We start from the raw sequence: 16,545 nt of genomic DNA, 5'->3' as shown, positions 1-16,545 counted from the left end.
AGGATTATACTTATGTTTAGATTTGATAAAGAACAACTCGTAGTTGATATTGCTGGTATGAAAATGGGGGGCCAACCAGGTGAATACCCTACAGTTTTAGCAGGAACTATTTTCTACGGTGGACACAATATTATTAGTGATGAAAAAGCTGGTATCTTTGATAAAGATGCTGCTGAAGATAGAATTAAAGTAATGGAAGAAATGTCCGATGTAACTGGAAACCCTTGTGTTGTACAAACATTCGGTGCTACTCCAGAAGCTATGGTAAAATACTTAGAATTTGTTGGTGACATCTGTGACAAACCTTTCCTTATAGATTCAACTGCGGCTGCTGCTAAAATTGCAGGTGTAGAATATGTGCAAGAAGTTGGATTAACTGAAAGAGCTGTTTACAACTCTTTAAGTATGGCAGCAGAACCTGCTGAAATTGAAGCTGTTAAAAACTCCGACATTGATGCATCTATTCTCTTAGGTTTCAACCCAATGAAACCTGGTGTAGCTGGTAAAATCGAAATTTGGGAAAATGGTGGAGATGTAATCGACCAAGGTATTCTCGAAATGGCTGATGAATGTGGAATTACTAAACCGTTCATGGATGTAGCAGTTACTCCATTAGGTCAAGGTGCAGGACCTGCTGTAAGAACTTCCTTTGCTGTTAAATCCAAATGGGGTTACCCAGTAGGATCTGGTATTCACAACGTTCCATCTGCATGGGACTGGTTAAGAGCATACAAAAAAGATCACAAAGAAGCATGGCCTGTTTGTGATATCGGTTCTAACATTGTTCAACAAATGGCTGGTGGAGACTTCGTACTTTTCGGACCAATTGAAAACTCAAGACTTGCTTTCCCTGCTTGTGGTATGGCAGACATCATGATTGCTGAAGCAGCAAAAGAAATTGGTACTGAACCTATCGAAGAACACCCTATTAACAATTTATTATAGAACTAAAAGGGTCTGATTAGATGATTAATTTCATCTAATCCATTTTTCTATTTTTTTATTATTCTAACTATTTTTGAGAACATTTTTTTTAAAAAATAAACTTTTATTCTAACTTATTTTAAAAAAATTTATATTATTATAAAAAGATATTATTACTTAATTATTATTGAGGTTATAAAATGTCTTTTTTAAGTAAAATTTTTAACAAAGGTCCTAAACCTGTTATTGCTAAGTCAAGAGAGGGTAATTTAGGCACATTAACTGCTCAGCTCGCAGGTCCTGCAAGTCCGGGCACTGTTAAAAAACCTGATACTTTTTATGTCACTGCTTCTGTTGAATTAGGTAACACTACCACTAAATGTATTGTCATGGCAACAAATTTAAATACCAGCGAATCTTATTTGCTTAATAAAACGGTTAAAATGACAAGGGATATCAGACCGCCTAAGCCTTCAGAAGAAGTATTTGGTAAAACTGTTTGGGGTATTGAACTTTCTAAAGAAGCTGTAACAGAATTAGTTAAGGATACTGTTTTAGAATCTTTAAGAAAATGTAATGTTGATAAAGATGAAGATTTGGATTTTGTTGTAAGATCAACTGGTGTTACTGCAGGTTTTGCTACTGCCGAAGAAGCAGGTCAGCTTATCATTGCTTTAGCTGATGGATGTCTTGAAGCGGATATTCCTCCTCGTAAAATGTCACCTGCAATGAGTATTTCACAGCTTCCTGAAAGACTTCAAAAGCATTCTCTTCTGGAAAATATTCTGTTTGATGGGGCTGTTGTAAGTGTAGTTCCTCCAGAAGGTAAAGAAGCTGTTGCAAATGAAATGGAAGGGGAATTGGTTACTGCAGGTATTAAATTGGGAGCTAAATGGACTGATGTGGATTATAGAAATCCTTGTGTTTCCCTTGATTTTGGTTCCACATTGGCAGGACGTATTGTTAATGATAATGAACCTTATGCTAAAACTATTGGTAATTTCTTAGGTTTGGCAGGTGTTGTTAGTGATTCAATAGCTAAGGGAACAGGTCTGATTGATAAGAAAAACGGTGCTGCCTTAGATTTATATTCAGATAAAGCTATCAAAAAAGCCAAACATAAAAAAGCTCAAGCTAATGCATTGGAAGCGCATAAATTGATTAATATTTCTAAAGTTCCTAAAGGTGTTGACAGGTTCGGAACCGTTCCATTAAATTCAGAAGCTGCAGAAAAAGCAGGTACAGTGTTAATTGGATGTGATGTTGGAGTTAATGGAGATAAGTTAGATGAGTTAACAGAATTGGGTGCGCAGTTTTATGATGAGGATGGTCTTCCAACTTTACTTTCCACTTTGGATTATGTAAGTGCCAATATTGTTTCAAGATTATTGGATGTTGCATTTGAAGAAAATGTTATTATTCCAGGTTCTGCATTGGGAATTACCGGAAGGGCAGGTATTACCGGACGCAAACCTCAACTTATTTTAGAGGCTGTTCAGGATAAATTTGAAAATGTTGTTTTTGTTGAAGACGGTCTTGCTTTAGGTTCTGCAATCATGGCTCGTTGTATGAATTCAATGGGCACTCCAAAAGTTCCTATTGGCGGTAAACAGGGTTCCAGATGCATTCTTAAAGACCGTATGAAAATGGCTGGCGGTAAATTCGCTTAAATTAATGTGGTTTGTCATGATTTATGCAATTTTGATGGCTGGAGGTAGGGGAACTAGACTTGATGTTTCCTGCGAAAAACCTCTTTTCAAATTACATGATAAACCTTTGATTAAATACGTGCTCGACAATTTAAGTGATTCTAAATTAATCGATAAAGTAGTTATTTCTGTTAGTCCAAATACTCCCAAAACTTCGGATTATTTGGAATCCTTAAATGGTGATTTTCAAATTTTAGATACGTCAGGCAAAGATTATCTCACGGATTTGTCCTATATTTTAGATTTTTTTGAAAAGAAATCCAAAAAAGACATTTTGCTTTTTATTAATGCTGATTTGCCATTCATTTCTGCTGAGACTATTGATTATGTTTTGGATTACTATTTGAATTCTGATAAAGATGCTTTATCGGTTTTAGTTCCTGTTGAAATTTTTGAAAATTTGGGTCTTGATTATTCTTATGAGTTTGACGGCAATGTTCCATCTGGTTTAAATGTGCTGAGAAGCGTTAATACAATTCAGGACGAAAATCAAATTGTTCTTTCAAAAGTAGAATTGGCGTTAAATATTAATACTCTGTTTGATGGTAAAATAGCTGAAAAATTATACAATGAATATTATATTTAAATATAATGAAATTATATATTTATATATTTGAATTTAATTTTTATCAGGTGATTTGATGGAAAATAAACAAATTCCTAGAAGAGAAGAAAAATTATGGAGTGAAATCAAAAACTATCAGGTGGCTACTAACAATGCCCGTATTCTTGGTGTTCTTGATGAATTGATTATTAATGAAAAAACTGGTAAAATCGTGGATATTGCAATCAGAGTTGAAAGTGACCGTAATATTCATGTTAAAGGAGCTAAAAGAAATGGTGATATATTGTTAGTTCCTTTCGCTAAAGTTGAAAAAGTTGGTGAATTTATTATTGTAACTGAATAATTTCAGTTATTCTTTTTTTATTTTTATTCTTATTTTTCTTTTTTCGATGTACTATTATATGTCATGTGTTAACTATTTATATATAATAAATTAAACTTATATTGTTATAAAGGAAATAATTTTGTTTACTGAAGGTGATTATATGTTACTTGAAATAGAAAATTTGGCTGTTGAAGTAGCTGGGAATAGAGTTTTAAAAGGAGTTAATCTTTCTATCCCCGAAGGCGAAACTCATGTTCTTTTAGGTCCAAATGGGGCCGGTAAAAGTACACTGTTCTTAACTATTTTAGGTTTTCCGCAATATGATGTTGTTGAAGGTTCTATTAAATTTAAAGGTCAGGACATAACCGAATTAACCACTGCTGAAAGAGTTAAATTAGGTATTGGTGTTAGTTTTCAGACTCCTCCATCTATCAGAGGGGTTTCTGTTGGAGATTTATTGAAAATTATATCTAATCAGGATGTTAAAGAGGATTTGAATCCAAGAATGAGAAAATACGCTGATCAGCTCAAGTTTAATGATAAATTTTTAAGCAGAGATGTTAATTTAGGATTTTCCGGTGGTGAAGTAAAACGTTCTGAAATTTTACAGTTGCTTGCTCAAATGCCTGACTTTACCATGTTTGATGAACCGGATTCCGGTGTGGATATTGAGAATGTGGAGTTATTGGCTTCAGAAATCGGAACTTTATTAGATAAAGATAAACCACAACGTATGAGAAAAAGAAGTGGACTTTTAATTACTCATTTAGGTTATATTTTAAATTTCGTTAGTGCAGATAAGGCGCATGTTTTAATAGATGGGATAATTTCCTGTTCTGGAAATCCTAACGAAATTCTTGAAGATATTAGAAAAAATGGTTTTAATGGATGTGTTGAATGTGCGCAATGTTTATGAAGATGCTGAAAGGGCAGTAAATAAAAAAGCAGCTCTTGGAGCAGATATCACTATTGAAAATTTCACTAATGAAACTGTTAACGCTTTAGATATGATTGACGATTTGGATGATTTGAATAATCAGACAAAAAAAGATTTATTGAAAGTTGGTGTGGACTCTGAAGAAAAAAACAGGTCAGGCTCATTTTTACAAGTCGATCAGAGCAACATTTTTACTAACAACTCAATTTCTGATTCAATTGAAGTAATGAATATGGGTGTTGCATTAGAAAAATATAACTGGTTGGAAGATTATCTTTGGAAGGTTGTTAAACCTGATGCAGATAAATACACTGCTCAAACTGCATTAAGGGAAAAAGAAGACGGTGTAACTAGCGGTTATTTTGTCAGATCACTTCCGGGCACTAAAGAAGTAATGCCTGTTCAGGCATGCATGTTTATTAGCGATGCTGATATTATGCAAACTGCCCATAATGTAATTATTGCAGAGGAAAATTCAGAACTGCATTTGATTACCGGTTGCGCTACCGGTGATGATATCTCATCAGCAATGCATGTTGGTGTTTCTGAGATGTATCTAAAACCGGGTTCTAAAATTACTTTTACAATGGTTCACAACTGGGCAGAACAGGTGGAAGTACGTCCAAGAACAGGTATTAAATTAGCCGATAATTCAACTTATATTAATAACTATATTTTAACAAGTCCTGTAAGCACTATTCAATCTTATCCTACAGCTTATTGTGATGGTAAAAATTCCCGTGCTATTTTCCAAAGTATCCAAGGAGGTAAGAAGGATTCCATTATTGATGTTGGATCTCGGGTTTTATTGAATGGTGAAGGTTCCAGAGGAGAGGTTATCTCAAGAGCTGTTGCCCAGGATGAATCCAAAATATATTCCAGAGGACATCTCTCAGGTTCAGTTCCTAATGTTAAAGGACACTTGGAATGTCACGGGTTAGTTTTATCTGATGACAGCCTGATTTATGCTGTTCCAGAATTGGAAGCAAGTTCCACTAACCTGGATTTATCTCACGAAGCGGCTGTTGGTAAAATTTCTGAAGAGGAAATTAATTATTTAACTTCCCGTGGAATTCCTGAGGAAGAAGCTGAATCCATGATTGTTAGAGGATTTTTAAACATTGATATTTCCGGTCTTCCTGACGAATTGGCCGCTCAAACTCAAGCAATGATTGATATGAGTCTTGATGGAATGTAATTCCATCTATTTTTTTTTCTTTTTTTGTTTTATCGGGTAAAATTTACTTTCCTAAAATCTCGTTTTATAGTATATAAACTTTTTGACTTTATTTTCTAAGTAACCTTTATATTAATTATAAATGTAATATATTAATCAGTACATAATGTATTGCTGAGCTAGCTCATTACGTACAGAATTTGTGTTTTTAAGGTATGCGTAAATGGTATTCCTTAAAAAAAGATTTTAAAATTTTTTAAAAAAGTTTAAAATTGATTTGGGAAGATGAAAGTTTTTCTAAATTGGAGAAATATTTATAGAGGAGGAGAAACTCTATGGCTGATGATATAAAAATTGTAATGTTTTGTTGCAACTGGTGTTCCTATGGAGGAGCAGACACAGCAGGTACTGCAAGGATGCAATACCCACCGAATATTAGAGTTATTCGTGTAATGTGTTCTGGAAGAATTGACCCACAATTTGTTTTAAAAGCATTTAAAGAAGGTGCTGACGGTGTATTTGTAGCTGGATGTCACATGGGTGACTGCCACTATGATGCTGGTAATTACAAATTAGATCGTAGAATGAGATTAATTTATAAATTAGTTGATGATATGGGAATTGGAAAAGAAAGACTTCACCACGACTGGATTTCTGCATCCGAAGGTGAAAAATTCTCAGAATCTGTTAAAATGATGGTTAACAGAATCAAAGAATTAGGTCCAGCTCCATTGAATAAACAATTAAATGCTGAAGGATAAATTGGAGGAATGAATATGGCAGATAAAGTTAAAATAGGAACTATGTGGTTTGGTGGATGTTCCGGTTGTCACTTATCCATTGCAGATTTCCACGAATCTTTAATTGATGTTATGGAATTCGCTGATTTCGAATTCTCTCCTGTGCTCATGGATACTAAGTATGATGAAGTGCCTGATTTAGACATTATCATTGTTGAAGGTGGAATCAGAAACGATGAAAACAGAGAATTATCTGAAATGTTAAATGAAAAATCTAACATGGTAATTGCTTACGGAACTTGTTCATGTTACGGTGGTATTCCAGGTCTTGGAAACTTATGGACTGTTGAAGAATTAGAAGAAGAAGCATATATTAACTCAGTATCTACTGTAAACCCTGATGGTGTTATTCCACACGAAGATGTACCACATCTCGAAAGCAGAGTAAGACCTATTGGTGAAACTATGGATATCGATTTAATGATTCCAGGTTGTCCACCTCGTTCAGATGTTGTAGCAGAAGCTGTTTTAACATTATTAAAAGGAGAAACAATTGAATTACCTTCCACTAACCTTTGTGAAGTATGTCCTAGAGAAAAACCACCTGCTGGTTTAGCTATGGATTTCATTAAAAGACAATTTGAAATTGGTGCTCCTGAACCTGATTTATGTTTAATTAGTCAAGGTTTAATCTGTATGGGTCCTGCAACAGTGTCCTTATGTGGAGCAGAATGTCCTTCTATTGGTATCCAATGTAGAGGATGTTACGGTCCTACTGCTAAAGTATTAGATCAAGGAGCAAAAATGATCAGTGCAATTGCATCTGACTACGGTGTACAAGAAGATAAAACCGTTGATCCTGAAACTGTAGCTGATCAATTAGATGATATTGTAGGTACTTTCTACACTTACACATTACCTGCAGCTTTAGTACCTATAAAAATGCAGAAAGGAGGAGAATAATATGGTTAAACTTACTATGGAGCCTGTTACTCGTATTGAAGGACACGCTAAAATTACTGTGCATCTCGATGATGCTGGTAACGTTGAAGAAACAAGATTACACGTTATGGAATTCAGAGGATTCGAAAAGTTCTTACAAGGTCGTCCTGTAGAAGAATTAGCAAGAATCGTACCAAGAATCTGTGGTATCTGTGATGTACAACACCACTTAGCAGCAGCAAAAGCAGTTGACCAAATTTTCGGTTTTGATGATTACGAAATTTTACCTGCTGCATACAGAATGAGAGAAATAATGAACTGGGGTTCATACATGCACTCCCACGCACTTCATTTCTACTTCTTAGCTGCACCGGATTTAATTATTCCTAACGGAACCAGAAAAACTAGAAATGTTTTCCAAGTTATTAAAGATATGCCTGAATTAGCTCTTCAAGCTATTAACATCAGAAGAAACGGTTTAGAAATTGTTAGAAAAATTGGTGGTCGTCCAATTCACCCAACTTCTTCCACTCCTGGTGGTATTTCTACCGAATTAGATGATGACACTCAAAAAGATTTACTCAACAGAGCAAAAGAAAATGTTGAATTAGCTCAAGCTACTTTAGATTTAGCTATTCCAGTATTTGAAGAAAACATTGACTTAATCTCATCCTTAGGTAACTTTGGTGATACCAGACACTGTGGTATTGTAAAACCTGACGGAACTTGGGATGTATATAACGGTAATGTAAGATTCAGAGACAAAGACGGAAGTGACCTTTTAGAATACAGAAATGAAGAGTACACTGACATTGTTGCTGAACACGTAAAACCTTACTCCTGGTTAAAATTCCCATACATTAAAGAATTAGGTTACCCTGAAGGTATCTACAGAGTAGCTCCATTATCCAGGATTAACGTTTGTGATCAAATGCCTAAAGAAGCACCTCTTGCTCAAGAAGCTCTTAAAGCTTTCCGTGACGCATTTGGATATGCTCAAGCACCATTATTATTCAACTATGCTAGACTCATTGAATTATTAGCATCTGCTGAATGTGCTGCTGCTGCATTAGAAGAAGATTTATCCGGTCAAAAATTCCCAGATGAATTGGAAAGAACTGAAGGTAGCGGTGTAGGTATTGTTGAAGCTCCTCGTGGTACTTTAATCCACCATTATGAATCTGATGACAATGGTTTAACCACTAAAGCTAACATTGTTGTTGCTACTATTCAAAACAACCCAGCTATGGAAATGGGTATTCATCAAGTTGCTAAAGATTACATCAAACCTGGCGTAGAAGTTGATGATAAAATCTTTAACTTAATGGAAATGGTTATCAGAGCTTACGACCCATGTTTATCTTGTGCTACTCACTCAATGGATAGTCAAATGAGATTAGCTGAAGTAGATATTGTAGACAGTGAAGGAAACCTCATTAAAAAATTCTAAGTTTAAGGGGGTTCATAAATGATTGTATTTAACGAAGATGGCTGTATCAAATGTGGGGCTTGTGAAGGTACTTGTCCTACTTCAGCTATTGAAGTAACACCTAACGCTATTGTGCATTGTGACACTTGTGGTGAAGAACCTAAATGTGCAGATGTTTGCCCTAACGGAGCATTGAAAGTAGAAGAATACGAAATTGCTGATGGCATTTCCCAAGCAAGATTAATATTTAACTCTGTATTATGTGATTCCTGTGGCAAATGTGAAGAAGTTTGCCCACAAGAAACTATTAAAGTCACTGGTGCAAAATTAAAAGAAGTTGAAGGTTTTTGTGTAATGTGTCAAAAATGTGTTGACATTTGCCCTGTTGATGTAATTGGTATTCCTGGCGTTAAAGAACCTGCTGAATATGACCTTGACCTCAAAGGTAAAGGTCCAGTTTATATCGCTGATTGTGTAGGATGTGGATCTTGTGTAGAACCTTGTCCTGTAGGCGCTATCACTCTTGATGAAATAGGAAGTCCTGTTACTGTAAGTGACGATTGTATTAAATGCGGATTATGTTCACAAACATGTCCATGGAATGCAATTTTCATTTCTGAGAAAAAACCTATCAAACGTTCAAAAGAAATTAAATCATTCACTTTTGATTCAGCTAAATGTATTGGATGTAACACTTGTGTAGAAGCATGTCCTGGTGACTTCATTGTCGCCAATAATGCTACTTTAACTGTAGCTATTCCTAGTGTATGTGCTGCATGTGGTTTGTGTGTAAAACTTTGTCCTGTTGATGCATTAGATATTGATATTGAATGGGGTGAAGGTTCACCTGTAGATGCTGAAGGTATTGGCAGAGATGTGGAAAAATGTGACTTCATTGGTGCATGTGCTAACAAATGTCCTACTGAAGCAATTCGCGTAGTTACCAAAACTGGTATGTCTTGCCCATCTTTAGTCGAAACCGATGCCGAACCATCTTTCACTAGCTGTATTAGATGTGGTGCCTGTGCTTCTGTTTGTCCTAACGACTCATTAAAAGTCGAACAATATGAAGTAATGATTGATGGCACACCTGTTGCTAGAGATAGGATTGCTTTCAACCCATCTAAATGTGATCAATGTGGTGACTGTATCGAGGCATGTCCTTACGACATGATTCATAAAACAGAAAATCCTAAATTACCTATTGCAGGATTCTGTACCTTATGTGGTCAATGTCTTGAAGCATGTCCTGAAGATGCGTTATGCTATAAATAGGTGTGATAACACGCACACCTTATTTTTTTTCTTTTTTTTAAAATTAGTTTATAATTTGTTCATTACTACTTTTCCATTGGCTATTGTCATTACTGGCTGTCCTGTATAAGTCCAACCATCAAATGGAGAATATTCTGCTTTTGTTTTAAATTCATCAATGTTAAATTGACCTTCCTGTTTTAGGTTTATTACTGTAAAATCAGCATCTTTTCCAATAGCTATTTCGCCTTTATTCTTAAGGCCGAAGATTTTGGCGATGTTTGATGAAAAGATGTGGGGCAACATGTTTAAATTAACGTTTCCTTTGTTCACTTCAGTTAAAATCAATGGAACAACTGTTTCTAAATTAGGTATTCCTGGTGATGAGTTCCAAACTCCTTTTGTTTTATCTTCAAGGGTATGAGGAGCATGGTCAGTACCAATAATCGAATTTTCATCCAAATCTTTTATCCTCACACTTTCATTTTCAGGCCTTAGAGGCGGATTGGTTTTTATAAACGTTCCATATGTGTTGTATGATGAATTGTCGAGCAGTAAATGGTGAGGTGTAAATTCCCATGATATTTCCATATTGCCTGTATTTTTTACCATTTCTAATGATCTGACTGAACTTAAATGGCAGACGTGCAGTCTTAAATTATTTTTTCTTGCAAGTTCTATTGCCTGTCTGACAGATTCATCTTCACTTTCAGATGGTCTTGCATAAGAATAGTCAATTGGCTTGTTTTCAGATTTTTCTTTTAATTTTGTGGTTTTACTTTCAACGATATCTTTCTTTTCACAATGTACAGCAACAAGGCCGTTATATTCGGTTGTTGTTCTTAGAGTTGACAAATCACTGAATATTTTTTCTAAACTTTCATCGCTTTGCAAATCCATAAATACTTTAAATGCAATCGGATGCAGTTCCATCATTTTTTCCATTTCCTCGAGGTTGTTTGTTCCGGCCTGAAGTTCAAAATTAACAAAGGATTTCTTTTTTGCAATTTCAATTTTTTCTTTAAGTGTTTTATAGGTGTTTGTTTTTGGAAGTGTATTGGGCATGTCTATTACAGTTGCAAATCCTCCATTTGCAGCACTTAAACTTCCTGTTTTAAAATCTTCCTTTTGTGTTAGTCCCGGATCTCTAAAATGAACATGAGGGTCAATAAAGCCGGGCATTATATAATTGTCTTCAATGTCAATTATTTCATCAGATTTAATGGGTGTTTTTGATATTTTGGTTATTTTACCATTTTCCACCTTAATGTGATATTCTCCAAACTTATTGACTAACCTGCAATTTTTAATTACAAAATCCATTTTCAATCACCTATTCCTATACTTTAATGTTTGTTTGTTAATATTTTTAAATCATAACTTTTTTTAATTTTAAAATTATATTTAAGATTATGTCCCAAGTTTTAGATATTCTCAAAAGAGATAAGGAATTATTTTTCAATGATTTGAATATGGATTTTGAAGTTTCGGATACTACTTCAGATATTAATTTGATAGCAGATTTTACCGAGTATAATCCTTTGCATAATGGTCATTTTCATTGCATGAAAACTGCAAAACACATGTTTCCTGATTCATTATTTGTAGCTATTGTGCCAGGATTATTTGAAAGAAGTGGTAGGGGAATTCCATATATATTGCCAAGAGAAAATAGGGCGGAAATTGCAATTTCTGTTGGGGCAGATGTTGTTGTGGAGGGTCCTCCTATGGGAATCATGGGGTCTGGCCAATATTCTTTATGTCTTTGTAAGATGTTTAAAGCATTAAACACTGATTATATTCCCCGAGGATACAAACCAAAAGAAGGGTTTGATGAAATATTGAAAAGAATAAATTTGGGTCATCATATTGCTCCAAAACCCTATAAAATTGTCGATAAGACAACAAATGAAATTGTTCTCAAAGATAAACTTGAAGAGGATAATTATGTGATAACTTCATTTGCCAATTCTTTAAGCAAAATAGGTTTTGATTATTCAAATAAATTCATTTTCGTTAAGCGAATTGAAGGGGTAAGCGGAACTTTAATTCGTGAAAGCATATTAAATGATGATTTTGATAATGTTTTAGACATGATGCCTTCAAAAACAATTGAAGTTTTAAAAAGAGAAATCAAAAATGATTCTATAATTTATGGGATTAGGGATGAGGATTCTATTTTAAACACTGCTAATGCATTTGATTTTAAAGAACTGTCTGATTTGAATCTATTTAATGATAAACTGGCTAAAAATATCCTTGACAATGGGCCGTATGATAATCTGGAAGAATTGGAAAAATTCATACTGCATGGATTTTCATCACACTTTCGTCAAAGAATATTGAGTATTCTGGAAAATTCTATTTCGAAAAAAGATATTTCCCGATATATTGATAAATACCCATCAAATATCAGAATATTGGGATATAAAAATAATGAAGTATTGGAAAAATTTATAAAAAAAGTAAATAATGAAAATATTTCATTATTTAGGGGTTAAAAGAGCATTAATAACATTTTGCGGATTTCTAAGTGCAAAGATTGCATCCATAAATGTAGGGTAACTTGAATTTAATAAAAACAAGTATATTATGTAGTATACAACAATCAAAATTACAATAACAAGTATTATTGTTAATATAATGTCCACAATGCCCATCTGTTCTTTTTCATCTTTATAATTTATATTGTGAATGTTCCTGTTCTCTTTTTTAGGCTTCCTGCCTTTTAAATTGAGGAGGCTTTTATTGCTGCTGTCATCACTTGTCATTAATTCCTGTTCTTTTAAGAGTTCAGCACGGATTCTAGCTTCCATTTCTTCAGGAGTCTCGGATTCCAGTCCTTTTGGGATGGATGTTATTTCATCATGCGGCATCTTTTCTCTAGGAGCATATTCTTTCCTGGTTAAAGATCCGTATTGGGCTTCATCTTTCGCTAGTTGCTCTCCTAATGGAACCTCATTTTCATCAAAATACAAGTCTTCAAGATATTTTTCATATTTGTCTTCCAATTCTAATCTTGCACTTGTTTTTTGCGGTTCATAGGAATGGTCAGGGTAAATGAAGTCATTATCATTTTCCATTTTTTGATATAATTCTTGTTCCGGTAATTTATTTAATTCATCTTGAGCGACAATTGGCTGGTCCATGTCATTTAAATAGGAGGATTCCAGACTGCTTGTATCAATGTTTTTTATGTTGTATGGTGAGTTGTCATTAATTCCCTCATATTCGATTGAGGAAACCTCTTCCTGATGGGAGTAAGGTATTTCGAAATCTTCTTTCTCATCTGCTGGTTGATATATTAAATCATCTGTCTGTGCATTTACTTCTTGAGGTTCTGTTACAATTGCATTTTCTTTACTGTCTTCTGTTTTGTTTTCAATATTCAATCCAATGATTTTTTCCAAACAGTCTTTACAATAGACTTTTCCCGCAATCTCTAAACCGCATTCTTTACAAACGGATTTGTTACATATGGCACAATTCCATTCACTTTCTTCTCCAGGATGATAATAACATTCCATAAATTACACTCTCATAAATGAATTATTAAATTGAACTAATCTAATAATTAATATATTTTTTTTTATTTATATAAAACTTTTTATATCATAATTATCTAACAGTCAACTTCTTTGACCAGAATTATAATAAAATTAGGATGCGTGCCTGTTAAAGTCATAGGCATTATAAAAATGGAGTATTGGCTGTTTTGTTTCTGGTTTGATGGTATTTGGTGGCATATTGATTATTTGGAAGTTTATTGTGTTTCGCCCAATATTTTTTCAACAACAATTTCAGATGCAATAAGATCATCAGCAGTTGATAAGAAACTACCTAAGGTTTTGCTATTGATTTTATAAATTATTTCATTTTCTTTTAATTCGGATTTTAAATAATTTTCATTATCTATTTCTAAGGAATCAAACACTAATTTTGCAGATTCGCTGTCTTTATAATTTAAATGTATTTTTCCTTTTATTTTCATTTTTTCACTTTATTTTTATTAATCTTTTTTTTAAAAGATTTTTTTTATATTATGGTAACATTTATTAATAACTTAATTAATATATTTAAGTATTCTATCTATCACGATATATAATTTTATATAGCTATTATGGATTTGAATATATCATAGCTATTTTTAATTAAAACATGTTTATCATGTTATGTTTTATTTCGGAGGAATTATAATGGTTCGTGCTTATACAAGAAGAGATTATATTAGAAAAACCCCAAATTCAAGAATTGTACAATATGATATGGGTAATTTAAAAGATGAATTCCCAGTATCTGTAAGTTTAGCTGTTAAAAAACCAACTCAAATTAGACACAACTCTTTGGAAGCTGCAAGGATTGCTTCTAACAGATTAATGCAAAGGGCTGCTGGTAGAATGGGTTACCACTTAAAATTAAGAGTTTACCCTCACCAAATTGTAAGGGAAAACCCGATGGCAACTGGTGCAGGTGCAGATAGGGTACAAAGTGGTATGAGAAATGCTTTTGGTAAACCTGTTAGTGTTGAAGCTATTGTTAAAAAAGATCAAAGAATTGTTACTATTGATTGTCACGCTAAAAACTTTGAACAAGCTAAAGTTGCATTAAAAAGAGCAGGTATGAAAATACCAGTTCCATGTAAAATAGTTGTTGACAAAGGCGCAGATTTAGTTAAATAGATTTTTTAACTAAATTTTTTACTTTTTTTAAAATTTTTTATAGTGTCATTTTTAATTATTAAAAATGATTGGGTGATGGTTTTTTTATTGGTTATTTTTCTTTTTGTTTTCTTTTATATCCAATTATAAATGCTAATGCTACGATTATTATTAATGCAATGGAGTGCATTAAATAGTCTTTAGTAATAGCTTTGGTTATTTTAGATATTTCATGAGCAATTGCCGAATCTCCATTTTCGCCATTTCCACTATTGTCTTGTGAAACTGGTTCATTTGAATTTTCACCTACATTGCTGCTTGCAGGATTGGTTGTTCCGTTAACTATGATTCCATTTTCTGAATTTATGTTTTCATTAGATGATTCTTGATTGGTAATTGATTTGAGACCATCTGTAATTTCTGTTATAATTTTATCAATTATATTTTGATTTTTTGTATTTTCTTGTTTTGTGGAGTTTTCAGTAGTTTTGGTTGGTGCATCATCTTTAGGCGGATTAATTGGGTTATTATTAATCTTTTTAATATTTGCACCTGTTTTTATTGTAATTTGAGGTTTGTTTATTTTGGGAATTGTAGCCACATTTTGGGTTGTTTTCCCATTGTTTGTTTTAATATGGGATGTAGTTTCATTTCCCCAAATATTGTCTTTTTCAGCTACATTTCCGCTATATGAATAAATTCCTTCTTTATATAAAATAGCATACGGATTTGTATTGTTTTTGATGACATTTCCAACAAATGAACTATCTCCATTTAGTATGTAAACTGCAGTTCCTGAACCATATTTTGCACTTACTGTGTATGGTACAGTATTGTTTGCGATAGTACTGTTTGTGATATTTATTCCATCATTTGCAACAATTCCCGCACCATTACGTGCTTTATTATTGGTAAATGTTGAATTGCGGATGTTTAATTGATAGTGTGTTTGTGAGTATTGACTGTCATCTCCAGCGGAAACCGCTCCACCCTCAAATTTTGCGGTGTTATTATTGAATATTGATGATTCAATGTTTAAATCACCTTCGGTTACTCTTACAGCACCTCCATTTCCAGCATAATTTGCAATACCCATTGAAGGACCATGGCCTGCTAAATTATTGTTAAATGTGGAGTTTTCAATATATGTGCTTCCTTGAACTCTTACAGCACCACCTTGTCTTTTTGCAGTATTGTTGTTGAAGTTACAGTTGATGATATTGGTCTGACCATAAATACTGTAGATTCCGGCACCATTGTATTCTGCTTTATTGTGGTTGAATGTTGAATTAATGATGTTGGCACCATTGTTTGAATTTATTCCTCCGCCTGTACCTCCGAAATTATGTTCAAAAGTACAATTGATAACGTCAATGTGGCCTGCAGTTTTTACAACTCCACCTTCACTAGAATCATAGTAATCATATCTAATTCCATTTATGAATGTTAAACCAATTAATGATAAGTTATTACTGGAATTTGTAGAATAAAAGAACCATCCATTATTGTTTGCATTTAATGTTACGCCACCATCGTATGATTTTATAATCATATTGTTTGTGATGGTCATATTTATATCATCATATGTTCCTGAATGAATATGGACAATTACTGGTTTTGTATTGTTGTTCCCGTAATTGATTGCTTCATTTATTGTTTTAAATGGACTGCTTTCACTTCCATTTCCAGAAGTTTCAACATTATTCTTTACATGAATTTCAGTATATTCAATATCCGATTCATCTGCTTCATTTATGTCAGATAAAACATCATTGTGGTTTGCAGTCAGTGTTTCACTCATTGAGTTTAAGTCACTTGCCGCTGTGGTAGTTGAAGTACAAACCATTACTAAAAAAATCATAGTAAATATCATAATGGATATTTT

General features: G+C 33.5%; 16 protein-coding genes. 12 read left to right on the top strand and 4 right to left on the bottom strand.

The window, feature by feature from the left end; translation table 11 throughout:
- Positions 1-12: 12 nt before the first annotated feature.
- From mtrH to Q4Q16_RS04755, 10 genes are all read left to right on the top strand, one after another.
- Positions 13-945 carry a tetrahydromethanopterin S-methyltransferase subunit H gene (mtrH, locus tag Q4Q16_RS04800; RefSeq protein WP_303346584.1) on the top strand — a complete coding sequence of 311 codons (933 nt, stop codon included), beginning with the start codon at positions 13-15 and terminating at the stop codon, positions 943-945.
- 179 nt (positions 946-1,124) lie between these two features.
- A complete protein-coding gene (locus Q4Q16_RS04795) occupies positions 1,125-2,594 on the top strand; it encodes a methanogenesis marker 14 protein (RefSeq protein WP_303346583.1) in 1,470 nt (489 codons plus the stop codon).
- A 16-nt stretch (positions 2,595-2,610) separates the two neighbouring features.
- Positions 2,611-3,219, top strand: a complete 609-nt coding sequence (locus Q4Q16_RS04790) for an NTP transferase domain-containing protein (RefSeq protein ID WP_303346582.1) — start codon at positions 2,611-2,613, stop codon at positions 3,217-3,219.
- A 55-nt stretch (positions 3,220-3,274) separates the two neighbouring features.
- Entirely contained in the window at positions 3,275-3,541 is a 267-nt protein-coding gene (locus Q4Q16_RS04785) for a PRC-barrel domain-containing protein (protein WP_303346581.1), read from the top strand.
- A 142-nt stretch (positions 3,542-3,683) separates the two neighbouring features.
- The gene (locus Q4Q16_RS04780) at positions 3,684-4,439 is read left to right on the top strand and encodes an ABC transporter ATP-binding protein (RefSeq protein WP_303346580.1); all 756 of its coding nucleotides are present in this window, start codon (positions 3,684-3,686) and stop codon (positions 4,437-4,439) included.
- Positions 4,408-5,658, top strand: a complete 1,251-nt coding sequence (locus tag Q4Q16_RS04775) for a SufD family Fe-S cluster assembly protein (protein WP_303346579.1) — start codon at positions 4,408-4,410, stop codon at positions 5,656-5,658. Before Q4Q16_RS04780 ends, Q4Q16_RS04775 begins: the two co-directional genes overlap by 32 nt.
- 314 nt (positions 5,659-5,972) lie before the next feature.
- Positions 5,973-6,398 (top strand): hydrogenase iron-sulfur subunit, encoded by a 426-nt coding sequence (locus Q4Q16_RS04770; protein WP_303346578.1) that lies wholly within the window; start codon positions 5,973-5,975, stop codon positions 6,396-6,398.
- 15 nt (positions 6,399-6,413) lie between these two features.
- Positions 6,414-7,340: a F420-nonreducing hydrogenase gene (locus Q4Q16_RS04765; protein ID WP_303346577.1), complete on the top strand. Its 927-nt coding sequence runs from the start codon at positions 6,414-6,416 to the stop codon at positions 7,338-7,340.
- 1 nt (position 7,341) lies between these two features.
- Positions 7,342-8,769 carry a Ni/Fe hydrogenase subunit alpha gene (locus Q4Q16_RS04760; RefSeq protein ID WP_303346576.1) on the top strand — a complete coding sequence of 476 codons (1,428 nt, stop codon included), beginning with the start codon at positions 7,342-7,344 and terminating at the stop codon, positions 8,767-8,769.
- A gap of 18 nt (positions 8,770-8,787) precedes the next feature.
- Positions 8,788-10,023 carry a 4Fe-4S binding protein gene (locus Q4Q16_RS04755; RefSeq protein WP_303346575.1) on the top strand — a complete coding sequence of 412 codons (1,236 nt, stop codon included), beginning with the start codon at positions 8,788-8,790 and terminating at the stop codon, positions 10,021-10,023.
- Between the two features lie 48 nt (positions 10,024-10,071).
- Here Q4Q16_RS04755 and Q4Q16_RS04750 read toward each other — a convergent pair whose 3' ends face one another.
- Positions 10,072-11,325: a dihydroorotase family protein gene (locus Q4Q16_RS04750; protein WP_303346574.1), complete on the bottom strand. Its 1,254-nt coding sequence runs from the start codon at positions 11,323-11,325 to the stop codon at positions 10,072-10,074.
- Between the two features lie 89 nt (positions 11,326-11,414).
- Here Q4Q16_RS04750 and Q4Q16_RS04745 point away from each other — a divergent pair, with 89 nt between their 5' ends.
- On the top strand, positions 11,415-12,503 hold the full coding sequence (locus Q4Q16_RS04745) for a nucleotidyltransferase family protein (protein ID WP_303346573.1): 1,089 nt from the start codon (positions 11,415-11,417) through the stop codon (positions 12,501-12,503).
- Here the strand turns inward: Q4Q16_RS04745 and Q4Q16_RS04740 are convergent.
- On the bottom strand, positions 12,489-13,529 hold the full coding sequence (locus Q4Q16_RS04740) for a hypothetical protein (RefSeq protein ID WP_303346572.1): 1,041 nt from the start codon (positions 13,527-13,529) through the stop codon (positions 12,489-12,491). The two genes, Q4Q16_RS04745 and Q4Q16_RS04740, sit on opposite strands and share 15 nt — an antisense overlap.
- A 236-nt stretch (positions 13,530-13,765) precedes the next feature.
- Positions 13,766-13,993: a KEOPS complex subunit Pcc1 gene (locus tag Q4Q16_RS04735; protein ID WP_303346571.1), complete on the bottom strand. Its 228-nt coding sequence runs from the start codon at positions 13,991-13,993 to the stop codon at positions 13,766-13,768.
- A gap of 205 nt (positions 13,994-14,198) precedes the next feature.
- On the opposite strand from Q4Q16_RS04735, the gene rplJ reads away from it, so the two are divergent.
- Positions 14,199-14,681, top strand: a complete 483-nt coding sequence (gene rplJ, locus Q4Q16_RS04730) for a 50S ribosomal protein L16 (RefSeq protein ID WP_303346570.1) — start codon at positions 14,199-14,201, stop codon at positions 14,679-14,681.
- 91 nt (positions 14,682-14,772) lie between these two features.
- Here the strand turns inward: rplJ and Q4Q16_RS04725 are convergent, their stop codons facing one another.
- Positions 14,773-16,521: a hypothetical protein gene (locus Q4Q16_RS04725; protein WP_303346569.1), complete on the bottom strand. Its 1,749-nt coding sequence runs from the start codon at positions 16,519-16,521 to the stop codon at positions 14,773-14,775.
- Positions 16,522-16,545 lie beyond the last annotated feature (24 nt).

The sequence above is a fragment of the Methanobrevibacter sp. genome (genome assembly GCF_030539875.1).
GTDB lineage: Archaea > Methanobacteriota > Methanobacteria > Methanobacteriales > Methanobacteriaceae > Methanocatella.
Note: the sequence above shows the minus strand (reverse complement) of the source record. Positions and strands in the feature narration are given on the sequence as shown.